Source organism: Dorea longicatena, assembly GCF_025150085.1.
Taxonomy (GTDB): domain Bacteria; phylum Bacillota; class Clostridia; order Lachnospirales; family Lachnospiraceae; genus Dorea_A; species Dorea_A longicatena.
This window is the reverse complement of record NZ_CP102280.1, coordinates 2,708,703-2,721,447: the sequence shown is the minus strand read 5'-3', so window position 1 is coordinate 2,721,447 and position 12,745 is coordinate 2,708,703. Positions and strand designations below refer to the sequence as shown.

Here is a 12,745-nt window from a genome sequence, read left to right as displayed (position 1 = left end):
TTACGGGTAAAAGATTATATTTGCAGGGGATATCGAAATAGATATTTCCCTGCAAAAATAGTATAATGGAGATATTAAGAAAACTTAAAATATAATGTTTAGGAGGAAGCGTACAATGAGCAATGTAAAAGAGATCATTGAAAGCGGAAAAGCATATCTTGGAATCGAATTCGGTTCTACAAGAATTAAAGCAGTACTGATCGATGAGGAGCACAATCCGATCGCATCCGGAAGCCATACATGGGAGAACCGTTATGAGAACGGACTGTGGACCTACTCTCTGGACGATATCTGGGCAGGTCTTCAGGACAGCTACCGCGATATGGCAGAAAATGTACAGAAAGAATACGGAGTAACGATCAAGAAACTGGGAGCGATCGGATTCAGTGCCATGATGCACGGATATATGGCATTTGACAAAGAAGGAAAGCTTCTTGCACCATTCCAGACATGGAGAAACAGCAATACAGGAAAAGCTTCCGAAGTGCTGGTAGATCTGTTCCAGTATAATATTCCGCTGAGATGGAGTATCGCACATCTGTATCAGTGCATTCTGGATAAAGAAGATCATGTAAAAGATATCGCATTCACGACAACACTTGCAGGATATATCCACTGGCAGATGACAGGTGAGAAGGTTCTTGGTGTAGGAGATGCATCCGGAATGTTCCCAATCGACATGAATACAAAAGACTATGATGAAGAAATGATCCAGAAGTTCGATAAACTCATCGAAGGTGAGAACTATCCATGGAAAATAAAAGAGATTCTTCCTAAAGTTCTGGTAGCAGGAGACGCAGCCGGTATCCTGACAGAAGAAGGAGCAAAGAAACTTGACCCTACAGGTAATCTGGAAGCCGGAATCCCGCTTTGTCCTCCGGAAGGAGATGCAGGAACAGGTATGGTAGCTACAAACAGCGTAGCACAGCGTACAAGCAACATTTCCGCTGGTACTTCATTCTTCTCTATGGTTGTCCTTGAGAAACCTCTGAAAGACTTACATACAGAGATCGACATGGTTACAACACCTGACGGAAGTCTGGTTGCCATGGTACATTCCAATAACGGAACAACAGATCTGAATGCATGGGTAAATCTGTTCAAAGAATTCGCTGATTCTATCGGAGCAGACGTAGACATGAATCAGATGTATGGAACACTTTACAATAAAGCACTGGAAGGCGATGCTGACTGTGGTGGAATCCTTTCTTATGGTAACTACGCAGGCGAGCCTATCACAAATGTAGAAAAAGGACGCCCAATGGTAGTCAGAACACCAGAGACAAAATTCAATCTGGCTAACTTCATGAGATCTCACCTGTACACAGCACTTGGTGTTATCAAAGTCGGAATGGATATCTTAACAAAAGACGAAGGTGTTGAGATTGATACCGTTCTTGGACATGGCGGACTCTTCAAGACAAAAGGTGTCGGACAGAAGATCCTTGCAGATGCGATCAACACACCTGTAGTAGTTATGGAGACAGCAGGCGAAGGCGGACCATGGGGAATGGCTATCCTTGCTGAGTACATGGTAAAACGTGAAGAAGGCGAGAAGCTGGAAGACTACCTGAAGAATAAAGTATTCGGAAGCGATGCCGGAAGCAGAATCGATCCGGATCCGGAAGGCGTAGCTGGATACGAAGCATTTATGGAGACATACAAGAAAGGTCTTGACGTAGAGCGCAGAGCTTGTGCAGATCTGTAAGAAATATTATATGAAAGCAGAGGGGGCATAGGTTATGTCCCCGTATCTGCATATTCTTATATACAAGGGGAAAATGTTGATAACAGCTTTTCCGCAGTAACAGAAATATAAAGGAGATAGAAAGAGATGCTGGAAGAATTAAAAAAAGAAGTATATGAAGCAAACATGCTTCTTCCAAAATATGGCCTGGTAACATTCACATGGGGAAATGTAAGCGGAATCGACCGTGAAAAAGGTCTTTTCGTAATCAAACCAAGTGGAGTAGATTATGACAAATTAACACCGGAAGATATGGTAGTTGTAGACCTTCAGGGTAATAAAGTAGAGGGAGACTTAAATCCATCTTCTGATACAGCAACACATGTAGAGCTGTATAACAGATTCCCGAACATTGGTGGTGTTGTACATACACATTCTCCTTGGGCAACAAGCTGGGCTCAGGCAGGAAGAGGAATCCCTTGCTACGGAACTACACATGCAGATTACCTGTACGGAACAGTACCATGTGTAAGAAATCTTACAAAAGAAGAAATCGATGAAGCTTATGAGAAAAATACAGGTGTCCTGATCGCAGACAGATTCGATGAAGATGATCTGGACTATGTTGCAACACCTGCAGTACTCTGCAAGAACCATGGACCATTCACATGGGGCAAAGATGCTCACGAAGCAGTTCACAACGCAGTAGTATTAGAGGAAGTTGCCAAGATGGCAGCAAGATGCGAAATGATCAACCCAGACGTTAAACCTGCACCACAGGAATTACAGGATAAGCATTACTATAGAAAACATGGAGCAAATGCTTATTATGGACAGCCGGGGAAATAAATTTGGTTGACATTTAATTCATTAGGCTGGTGGATATCCGGACCGGGAGACCAATCGTGTTAAAAAATTAAATAAAAAAAGGACTGCATTATTTGGGAGGAGTGCAGTCCTGAGGAAAAAGTTATGAAAAAGATTTAAAGTGTTGTTTTTTCGAACAATTTATAGTATAGAGTGCAATTGTGATGAAAGTGTGATGAAAAGACGAACAAATTGTTAATAATTGTGAAGTGACTACAAGAGACACTGCCAGTGATGACAGTGTCTCTTGTAGTCATTTGGTTCTATACTGTTGTGAACAGGTCGATAGACTGTCCTGTCATAACTGCCGGTGAATCTGCCAGCAGGTAGATGATTGCTTTTGCAACATCTTTTGAGCTTCCCATCGGGCAGCCGTCCTGTCCTACAGAGTGGTTGTAGACTCTCTGCCCCGGTGTGTCCACGATTCCAGGAGATACGGCATTGCATTTGATTCCGTATTCTTTGGTCTGGATAGCAGTTGTCTTGGTCATGGTTACGATACCGCCTTTTGCAACAGCGTATGCACCCATCTGAGATGCAATACGACCCATTCTTGAAGATACATTTACGATATCTCCTTTTCCTTGTTTTATCATTACAGGTACAACATTTTTAGTTACAAGGAATGGGATTCTCAAGTTTGTTTTGATGATCTGATCCCACTGTTCTTCTGACCATTCCCAGATCTTAATTGCCTGATGTTCGATATTTTTGTAGATCTCTTTTGGGTATCCGCCTGCATTGTTAACGAGAATATCAATTCTTCCGTATTTATCAACAACAGTTTTGACCATGTCGGCAACCTGTTCTCCGTCTGTAAGGTCTCTGGAAAGTGAGATTGCTGTTCCGCCGGCATCTTCGATCATTTTTACTGTTTCATCAAGATCAGACTGTGTTCTTGCTACTGTTACGACAGTGGCACCTTCAGCAGCGATAGCAAGTGCTGCGTCACGTCCGATTCCTTTTCCTGATCCTGTTACAATTGCGATTTTTCCTTCTAATTTACCCATGATATATATCCTCCAAAATTACATTCATTATTTTCTGATTACGAAGTGCCATATAAGGCCGGTTCGTAGAATTGTTGTTATTTATACAAGCCTTGCTGTTTCAGCAAAGAACTGAATGTCTGTAGCTTCGATGTAGCTGTCACCGATTTCATGAAGTAGTATGACGTTGAGATTACCGTTCAGATTCTTCTTATCTAAGGCAATCGCTTCGGTTAATGTCCCAAGAGTGAGACCGCATTCAAAAGGAAGTCCGTAGGTCTTTAAAACCTTCTGGATACGTTCTGCAGTTCCTTTTGGTGTTAATCCTTTTTCTTCGGCAATCCTGGTGATCTGATACATGCCGATGGCAACGGCTTCGCCATGACTTTCCCGCTGATAATGGAAATGTTGTTCAATGGTGTGAGCCAGTGTATGTCCGAAATTCAGTAACATACGCTCACCTGTGTCAAACTGATCATTTTCTACAACCATTCGTTTGATATCTACACAGCGTGTGATGATGGCAGGCAGTTCTTCTTTTAAATCTTCAAAAGAACTGTGTGATTCCAAGGTACTAAATAAATCCGCATCTTTGATGCAGCCGTATTTGATAACCTCTCCCATACCATCGCTGATAAATCGTTCCTTCAGTGTGTTAAGTACCAGTGGATCGATCAGCACCAGTGAAGGCTGATAGAATGCGCCGACCAGATTCTTGCCTTCCGGAAGGTCTACTGCGACTTTTCCACCGACAGAAGAATCAACCTGCGCCAACAGTGAAGTTGGGATCTGTACCAGTCTTACACCTCTTAGATAACTGGAAGCGGCAAATCCTGCAAGATCACCGATGACACCGCCGCCAAGAGCGATGACCAGATCACTACGGGAAATCTTTGCCTCCAGCATTGCCTTGTAGACAGTCGGAAGTGTCTGGAAATCCTTGGTTGATTCACCGTGAGGAAGTACCAGATGGTGACATTCGTAAGTGGAGTCCAATGTATGGATCAGCCGGTCACCATATAACGGAAATACATTGTCATCGGAAATGATCATAATGCGTTTTCCGTGGTAGATCTTTCGGATGTAATCTCCGGCCTGGGATAATATGTTATTTTCAATATAGATAGGATAACTGTCTTTTTCCAGATTAACTGTAAGTTTCATAATATATACTCCTGTAAGGTTTTTGTCTGAACCGCCATGCGTTCGTAAGGAACTGCCAGTGGTAGGTTATCTGCATTAGATCGTCTTGCCGACAACACCTGCAATCTGTGAAACCTTTTTGATCAATTCGTCGTATTTCTTAGGTTTTAATGACTGAGCTCCGTCGCAGAGTGCGGATTCCGGATCATTGTGTACTTCTATCATCAGTCCGTCGGCTCCTGCTGCTACAGCGGCCATTGCCATAGAATCTACTAACCACCATTTGCCGCCCGCATGACTTGGGTCAACGATGATCGGAAGATGTGTCAGTTTACGAAGTACCGGGATACTCTGAAGATCCAGAGTATTTCTTGTATAGCTTTCGAAAGTACGGATTCCGCGTTCGCAGAGGATGACATTTTCATTACCGGATGCCATGATGTATTCTGCTGACATGATCCATTCTTCGTAAGTTGCGTTCAGACCTCTCTTTAAAAGGATTGGACGGTCAAGTTGTCCTAATTCTTTTAACAGATCGAAGTTCTGCATGTTACGTGCACCGATCTGGATAAGATCTACTTTCTCGTTAAAGATATCGAGGTATTTGTCTGACATCAGTTCGGTTACGATCGGAAGTCCTGTTGCTTCTTTTACAGATGTTAAGATGTCGAGTCCTTCCAGTCCGAGTCCCTGGAATGAATAAGGACTTGTTCTTGGCTTGAATGCACCTCCGCGGAGTAAGTTGGCTCCAGAAGCTTTTGCAGCCTGGGCGATTTCAAGTACCTGTTCGTAAGATTCTACGGAACAAGGACCGGCGATCATTGCCAGGTTGTCGCCGCCAACTTTTACACCGGATACATCGATGATGGAATCTTCCGGATGGAATGCACGGTTGGCTAATTTGTATGGCTCCTGTACATGCATAACTTTATCGACTGCAGAATCAATTTCGAATAATTTGGAATCGACTTTGGCTGTGTCACCGATACAACCGATAACTGTCATCTCTTCGCCCTGTACAACGTGTGTGTTAAGTCCTCTCTTTTTGACCATGTTCTCGACACGAGAAACATCATCTTTTGTAGTGCGTGGTTTTAATACGATAATCATAATAAATATCCTCCAACATGTATGATAATTGTGCATGTGTGATATTTCTTTTCCCGTGTGAGTCTAGTATAGTCGCACTGTAAAATATTCGCACTGCAAAACTTTAATTACTTAAAGCGTAAAACTAATGATATATTAACGCAATGGGATTTGATTGTCAACACTTTTATTCGATAAATTCTTTCATTTTTAAAAAAGTGTGTTAGACTAAAATTGTATAGTAAAAAAGGAGTGGGAAAATGGTAAGTGTTTGGGCAGCAGATATTACACCATTACTAATAGAAGAGACGTATCAGGCATATTATGATAAAGTGCCTGAGTGGAGAAAAGATAAAGCGGATAAACTTAAAAATGTGGATGACAAAGCAAGGAGTGTCGGTGCCTGGATATTGTGGGAAAAGATGAAGAAGGCTCTGAGACTTCCGGAATCGGCAGTTTTCAATCTGTCACATTCGGGAAAATATGTATTGTGTGCCTGTAGTGACCGTGAAGATGTTCAGACAGGCTGTGATGTGGAGATGAAGGGAAAGCTGCGGATGCCGGTGGCAGAACGGTATTTTTGCCGGGAAGAATGTGAGATCATCCGCAATGGGAAGGATGAAAAAGAACAGGCGGAGTGGTTTTACCGCTTCTGGGTATTAAAAGAAAGCTTTATGAAAGCAACCAGAAGAGGAATGGGCCTGGACATGCGCACATATGAATTTGCCTGGGGACAGGACGGCATACCATATCTGAAAAAGCAGCCTGAGGAATATCCGGAGAAATATCTGTGCAGGGAGTACGAACTGGAGCAGGGGGACGCAAGGGTCGCGGTAATTACGACAGATAATGAGATCGAGGGGAGATTACACGAAGTCAGACTTGCTTAATAAAGGGGTGTATGAACATGAAACAGTTAATGACAAAATGGGCAGACAATATAAATGAAAAGAATGTACTAGGGGAGTACCCAAGACCGCTCATGCGCAGAAAAAGCTATATAAATCTGAACGGAATATGGAAATATGCAATAAGAGAAACAAAAGGATTTCCAAAGAAAATGGATGGGGATATCCTGGTTCCGTTTTCGCCGGAAGCTGTATTGTCGGGGGTAAACAGACAGTTAAAACCAGAAGAATATCTATGGTATAAGAGAAGGCTTCCGGATGAAGTAAAGCCGGAGAAGGGAAGCAGATGGATCCTTCATTTTGGAGCGGTAGATCAGTGTGCGGTCGTATATATAAATGGAAAGAAACAGGGAAAGCATGTGGGAGGCTATCTTCCATTTTCATATGATATTACGGAAGCATTAAAAGAAGAAAAGAATCTGTTGACCGTAAAAGTAAGAGATTATTCGGAGACTTGTTATTATAGCAGAGGAAAACAGAAACTTAAAAACGGAGGGATGTTCTATACGGCACAGAGTGGAATCTGGCAGACCGTATGGATTGAAAAAGTTCCAGAGTGTTATATCAGACATCTTAAGATCACACCTCTTTATGACCAGTCTTCTATAATGATCCAGATGGAAGAAGAACATGGCATAAAAGATATTGATTACGAAGTTACGATAACGGCAAGAAAGATGTGGCCGGTGAAAGCATCCGGAAAGACGGGAAAGCCGTGTGTGATCATGATACCACATATGAGAAGCTGGAGTCCGGAAGATCCATTTCTGTATGATCTTCATGTGAGGATGGGAGAGGATTCGGTAGAAAGTTACTTTGCCATGCGTAAGGTAGAAGTTAAAAATGACAAAGAGGGAATACCGAGGATATTTTTGAACAATGAGCCGTATTTTGAAAAGGGAGTACTGGATCAGGGATATTGGCCGGATGGTCTATACACACCGCCGTGTGATGAAGCGATGATCTATGATATCCAGAAGATGAAGGACCTGGGGTTCAATATGATCCGCAAGCATATTAAGATAGAACCGCAGAGATGGTATTATCACTGCGACCGTATCGGTATGCTGGTCTGGCAGGATATGGTGAACGGAGGACGGGATTATAAGAGCTGGTATGTAACGTATATGGCGACGGCCATGGAGGGAATGCATATCCGGGCAAAAGATACCAGGATTCATCTGATGGGACGTCAGGATCCGGCCGGGCAGAGACAGTTTGAAAAAGAGATGAAGGAGACGGTTCGATTGCTTTATGATCATCCATCCATTGTTACATGGGTTATTTTTAATGAAGGATGGGGACAGTTTCAGACGAAGAAGATGACAGATATAGTAAGGGCAGAAGATCCTTACAGGCTGACAGATTCTGCGAGTGGCTGGTTTGATCAGGGGTGCGGGGATATACGAAGCATCCATGATTATTTCTTCCCTTTGCATGTAACACCGGAAAAGAGGGTAACGGCACTTACTGAGTTTGGCGGGTATTCGCTGCAGATCCCGAAGCATAGTATGTACGAGAAAAAGGTCTACGGTTATAAAAAGTTCAAGAGAAAAAGAGAACTTACGGCGGGCTATGAGAAATTGATAAAAAAGCTCATTATTCCGAATATCAGCCGTGGATTAAGTGCAACTGTTTACACACAATTATCGGATATAGAAGAAGAGGTAAATGGAATCATTTCTTATGATAGAAAAATAGTCAAAATGGATGAAAAGACTGTTAAAAAACTGAATGAAAAACTTCATTTTTAGCCTTTATTTTCGGGGAAATGTAACGTAAGCAGAGTTGACGTGTTTTCTGTGATTTGTTAGAATATAAAAGGGAAAAATAAAGATTTATCAAGATAGAAAAATGTTTACAAAACCATAAAAAAGCACACGAGGAGAGTATGGGAGAGTAAGAATAATAAGGAGGAAAAGAATGTTGGAATTAACGTTTGGAGAACAGGTCAAGATCATTCTGAGCCGTAAAGGGATGACGATCAAAGAACTTGCAGAGAAGATAGAAAAACAGACAGGAAAGAAGATGTCGCGTCAGAATCTGACCCAGCGTCTTGGCAGAGATAATTTCCAGGAGCAGGATATGCGAATGATCGCAAAGATTCTTGATTGTCCGTTTTATCTGGATATATTAGAAGAACATGAGGAGCATGAAGAGAAGCTTTCAAAGGCCCAGAAAATTACAGAGCCTGAAAAGAAGAAAACACCTGCCAAAGCAGAAGAAAGAGATATTACGATAGGTGAGCTTGTAGATATTCATAAAGAATTAGATGCAATAGAAAAGAAGAAAAAGAAGAAGTCTAAAAAGGTTGTAGAGCCAGATCCGGAATATGTTCAGGAAACAATATTTGATTTTGTAAGAGAGAAAGAAGCGACAGCAGAACCTGCCACAGAAATAGAAGAGCAGGAAGAAGAGATACAGGAGCCGGTGGAAGAAACCGGAAGTTCGGAAGCTGTGACACTGGAAGCAGAAGAGTCGGTGACTGTAAGTGAAGAAGAACCTGCAGCGGGTGTAGAGGAGCATGCTGAGGAACCTGTATATGAAGAAGAACCGGTGTATGAGTCAAAACCTGAATATGCAGAAGAACCAGTGTATGAAGCAGAGCCAGAATATGCAGAAGAACCAGTGTATGAAGCAGAGCCAGAATATGCAGAAGAACCGGTGTATGAAGCAGAGCCAGAATACGCAGAAGAACCGGTGTATGAAGCAGAGCCAGAATACGCAGAAGAATCGGCGTATGAAGCAGAGCCAGAGTATGCAGAAGAACCAGTGTATGAAGCAGAGCCAGAATATGCAGAAGAACCAGCCTATGAAAGTGAGCTGGAATATGCAGAGGAGCCGGCTTATGAGTCGGAACCGAAATATACAGAGGAGTCAGCTCATGAGTCAGAACCGGAAGTAGAAGAGCCAGAGGAACCGGAAAAACCGGAGCCGAAGAAAGTTGAACCGGAGAAGAAAGCGCATGGATGGAGAGCGCTCTTCGGAATACGTAAAAAGCATGAAGAAGAATCAGCGCATGAAGAACCGGCAAAAGAAGAAAAGCCGGAAATCCAGTATCATGAGTTTGATTATTCGGGAGACGGTGAGTCAGAGAAACTTGCAGAAGAATTTATGCCGGAGGAACCGGAACAGGAGGAAACATATGCAGCAGCTGATGAGACCTCCGGTTATGAGAATAACGGATATCAGAGCCGGTATGCGCAGGAAAATGAAGAAGACTTATTCACATCCGATGAAGAGGATCTCAGTAAAGGTGAACTTAATCCTTACACAGGACATGAATATGAATCAAACAGCGTAAGAATGCATCCGAAGAGAATCGGCTATGTACAGGTATATGACAGAGGAAAACATCAGTGGACAGATATGACGGAGTGGGCATTCCTTGGATATCAGGAACGTAAAAAGGCACTTCTCGGAAAAGATTATGAGCCGCCGATCTATCTGGATTAGTGTTGAATGAACATAGAAAGAAAATGTTATGAATAAGGTGTTCAGCCGGATCTCCGGCTGGACACTTTTTGTACAAGGGGATGCAAGAGAAGCTGCCGCCTACAGGAACTTCCAGTGGCAAATTTTGTAGATTAAAATATGAAGGAGGAGCAGAAAATGGAATGGACAAGGCTTTTATCAACAAAACGTCAAAGACAGAACAGATACAAGAGTCAAAAATATGGTGATGCAGACCTTAGAAGTGAATTCGAAAAAGATTATCACAGAATCATCGGCAGTGCGTCATTTAGGAGACTTCAGGATAAGACACAGGTATTTCCACTGGATAAAAGTGATTTTATCCGTACGAGACTGACCCATTCCATGGAAGTCTCTTCGCTGGCAAAATCTCTGGGTCAGAATATAGGAGAAAGCATATTGGTACACAAGAAAGATTCCAGTTTCACTGTACAGATGAAAGAGGATATCTGCAATATTCTTCAGTGTGCAGGACTGATTCATGATATCGGCAATCCACCGTTTGGTCATTATGGAGAAGCGGCGATCAGGGAATGGTTTGAAAGAAATCTTCCGCTTCTGACATATCATGGAACGTCACTTGAGGAGTTGCTCGAACCTCAGATGAGGGAGGATTTTTATCATTTTGAAGGAAATGCACAGGCACTTAGGCTGGTCAGCAAATTACATTTTCTGGTAGATGAAAATGGAATGAATCTGACGTATGCGCTTTTGAATACAATTATAAAATATCCGGTAGCATCTACAAAGATCCATCCGGAATCAGGAGATATCAGAGAGAAGAAGATGGGCTATTATTATGCAGACCGGGAACTGTTCGAGGATATTGTATCAGAGACGGGTGCGGGAAATCACAGACATCCACTTACCTTTATACTTGAGGCAGCAGATGATATTGCATATAAGACCGCAGATATTGAAGATGCATTTGTAAAAAGATTTCTTACATATCATAGTCTCAGAGATGAACTCAGAAAACTACAGAACAGGGAGAAAAAGTATGCAGCCCCAGAAGAGAAAGATCAGAACTGGTTCTGCCCGGCAGATAAACTGGTAGAATTATACGACCGTGCAAAGAAGAACGGGGTAGATGATCCCGGTGATTATGCAGTGAAGAACTGGATCGTAAAAGCACAGGGATTTTTGATTGGCTGCGCAACTTTCGGATTTACTTCTCATTATGAAGAGATTATGGAAGGCACGTATAAAAAAGATCTGTTTGCAGGTACTTTGGCTGAAGGATTGGTAAAACTGCTTGGAGAGATAGCGTGCAAATGTGTATTTAAAACAGAGACGATCTATCGTATGGAGGTGAAAGAGGCGGTGATGCTGGATAATCTGCTGGACAGGTTTGTCGGTGCAGCAATAAAATATGATGATCCAACGCAGAAACTGAACTCAATAGAAGAGAGACTGATTTCATTTATTTCCAATAATTATAAAAAAGCATATCGTTATCATGCAGAAGAAAAATCAGAAGTTTATCGTCTTTATCTGAGACTTCTGCTGGTTACGGATTATATCTGTGGTATGACAGACAGCTATGCGAAGAGGCTGTATCAGGAATTGAATGCGATTATGGCATAAAAGAAAATATTTCAGAATAGATTGTGATAAATAGCCGGAAACAGGAGAGGATATTTTGAGACGGTTTATTCGATATCTGTATGAATACGAACAAGAGAAAAAGATGCGGAATGTAGGCTTCGTAAAAGTAGAACAGGATGTGGATCAGTGCGTGATCCATGTGCACGGAAAAGGATTCCGGATGGAAGAAAATGCGCAGGGACTTAGGGCGTATCTGTTCTGGAATACAGAAGATAAATGTATTGGAATCCCGCAGGGAGTGACAGAGGTTCCCGGCCCGGCGGTGAACTGGCAGCTATGCTATACACCGGAGAATGTCGGTAAGAAAGAAAATTATGATCTTGTCAACGGAATTATATTAAAGGACGTAAATGGACACTGGTATGCGGCAGTCTGGAATGACGATGTAGTAAACGTCTGCAGGATGGAAATGTGGAAGATGGAAGAAGATTCCGTGCAGGGTGAAGAACCGGAATGTAAGAAGGGATTAGCGCAGGGCGAAGAACCGGAATGTAAGAAGGGATTAGCGCAGGACGAAGAAACGGAATGTAAGAAGGGATTAGCGCAGGACGAAGAACCGGAATGTAAGAAGGAAACCGTGCAGGATGAAGAATCAGAGAGTGGGAAACTTGAAGATGATTTGGAAAAAGAGGCCTGCCTGGGGGGTAAAGTCCGCAAGATCCAGCGTAAAGATATGGTGTGTCTTCCGAGGTGTGAATGGAGACATGCAAATAATAGTTTTTTGATCCACGGGTATTATAATTATCACCATCTGATATTGACAGTCCGTGATGACCGGTTAAAATTAGGAGTACCGGGAGTGTATCATCCGCAGGAAGAAAAAGCCGCAGAAAGCTTTGGATTTCCGGAATTCATTCCTGCAGAAGAGCTGGATCTTAAGCTTACAGATGAAGAGAAGAATGACAGAGAGAAGTTCGGATACTGGTGCAGGGATATAAGAGGATCACATGACTGTGTAGAACCACAGAAGAGATAGAAAA

The 12,745-nt window shown here is 42.5% G+C and carries 10 protein-coding genes; 7 read left to right on the top strand and 3 right to left on the bottom strand.

The features are described from left to right. Window positions 1–115 precede the first annotated feature (115 nt). Both NQ508_RS13055 and NQ508_RS13050 read left to right on the top strand, forming a co-directional pair. Window positions 116–1,708, top strand: a complete 1,593-nt coding sequence (locus NQ508_RS13055; protein WP_139009273.1) for a xylulokinase — start codon at window positions 116–118, stop codon at window positions 1,706–1,708. A 126-nt stretch (window positions 1,709–1,834) separates the two neighbouring features. After that, window positions 1,835–2,536: an L-ribulose-5-phosphate 4-epimerase gene (locus tag NQ508_RS13050; protein ID WP_006428757.1), complete on the top strand. Its 702-nt coding sequence runs from the start codon at window positions 1,835–1,837 to the stop codon at window positions 2,534–2,536. Between the two features lie 281 nt (window positions 2,537–2,817). On the opposite strand, the gene NQ508_RS13045 is transcribed toward NQ508_RS13050, so the two are convergent. The 3 genes from NQ508_RS13045 to aroF form a co-directional block, all read right to left on the bottom strand. After that, complete coding sequence (locus NQ508_RS13045; RefSeq protein WP_006428756.1) at window positions 2,818–3,564, bottom strand: SDR family NAD(P)-dependent oxidoreductase; 747 nt, start codon at window positions 3,562–3,564, stop codon at window positions 2,818–2,820. A gap of 81 nt (window positions 3,565–3,645) precedes the next feature. After that, a complete protein-coding gene (aroB, locus tag NQ508_RS13040) occupies window positions 3,646–4,707 on the bottom strand; it encodes a 3-dehydroquinate synthase (protein WP_006428755.1) in 1,062 nt (353 codons plus the stop codon). A gap of 75 nt (window positions 4,708–4,782) precedes the next feature. Then, complete coding sequence (gene aroF, locus NQ508_RS13035; protein WP_006428754.1) at window positions 4,783–5,796, bottom strand: 3-deoxy-7-phosphoheptulonate synthase; 1,014 nt, start codon at window positions 5,794–5,796, stop codon at window positions 4,783–4,785. A 239-nt stretch (window positions 5,797–6,035) separates the two neighbouring features. Between aroF and NQ508_RS13030 the strand changes: the two genes are divergently transcribed. The 5 genes from NQ508_RS13030 to NQ508_RS13010 all read left to right on the top strand — a co-directional run bounded on the left by NQ508_RS13030 (window position 6,036) and on the right by NQ508_RS13010 (window position 12,741). Then, window positions 6,036–6,665, top strand: coding sequence for a 4'-phosphopantetheinyl transferase family protein (locus NQ508_RS13030; RefSeq protein WP_006428753.1), 630 nt, complete (start codon window positions 6,036–6,038; stop codon window positions 6,663–6,665). An 11-nt stretch (window positions 6,666–6,676) separates the two neighbouring features. After that, on the top strand, window positions 6,677–8,437 hold the full coding sequence (locus NQ508_RS13025; protein WP_006428752.1) for a glycoside hydrolase family 2 protein: 1,761 nt from the start codon (window positions 6,677–6,679) through the stop codon (window positions 8,435–8,437). A 169-nt stretch (window positions 8,438–8,606) separates the two neighbouring features. Further along, window positions 8,607–10,139: a helix-turn-helix domain-containing protein gene (locus NQ508_RS13020; protein WP_006428751.1), complete on the top strand. Its 1,533-nt coding sequence runs from the start codon at window positions 8,607–8,609 to the stop codon at window positions 10,137–10,139. 156 nt (window positions 10,140–10,295) lie between these two features. Continuing rightward, window positions 10,296–11,744 carry a deoxyguanosinetriphosphate triphosphohydrolase gene (locus NQ508_RS13015; protein WP_044920630.1) on the top strand — a complete coding sequence of 483 codons (1,449 nt, stop codon included), beginning with the start codon at window positions 10,296–10,298 and terminating at the stop codon, window positions 11,742–11,744. A 55-nt stretch (window positions 11,745–11,799) separates the two neighbouring features. Next, window positions 11,800–12,741, top strand: a complete 942-nt coding sequence (locus NQ508_RS13010) for a hypothetical protein (protein ID WP_044920626.1) — start codon at window positions 11,800–11,802, stop codon at window positions 12,739–12,741. Window positions 12,742–12,745 lie beyond the last annotated feature (4 nt).

What these genes read in the sequence shown, in the direction of transcription:
- NQ508_RS13050 (WP_006428757.1), top strand. Translation starts at nt 1,835, where the DNA reads ATGCTGGAAGAATTAAAAAAAGAAGTATATGAAGCAAACATGCTTCTT.
- NQ508_RS13020 (WP_006428751.1), top strand. Translation starts at nt 8,607, where the DNA reads ATGTTGGAATTAACGTTTGGAGAACAGGTCAAGATCATTCTGAGCCGT.
- aroB (WP_006428755.1), bottom strand. Translation starts at nt 4,707, where the DNA reads ATGAAACTTACAGTTAATCTGGAAAAAGACAGTTATCCTATCTATATT.
- NQ508_RS13030 (WP_006428753.1), top strand. Translation starts at nt 6,036, where the DNA reads ATGGTAAGTGTTTGGGCAGCAGATATTACACCATTACTAATAGAAGAG.
- NQ508_RS13025 (WP_006428752.1), top strand. Translation starts at nt 6,677, where the DNA reads ATGAACATGAAACAGTTAATGACAAAATGGGCAGACAATATAAATGAA.
- NQ508_RS13055 (WP_139009273.1), top strand. Translation starts at nt 116, where the DNA reads ATGAGCAATGTAAAAGAGATCATTGAAAGCGGAAAAGCATATCTTGGA.
- NQ508_RS13045 (WP_006428756.1), bottom strand. Translation starts at nt 3,564, where the DNA reads ATGGGTAAATTAGAAGGAAAAATCGCAATTGTAACAGGATCAGGAAAA.
- NQ508_RS13015 (WP_044920630.1), top strand. Translation starts at nt 10,296, where the DNA reads ATGGAATGGACAAGGCTTTTATCAACAAAACGTCAAAGACAGAACAGA.
- aroF (WP_006428754.1), bottom strand. Translation starts at nt 5,796, where the DNA reads ATGATTATCGTATTAAAACCACGCACTACAAAAGATGATGTTTCTCGT.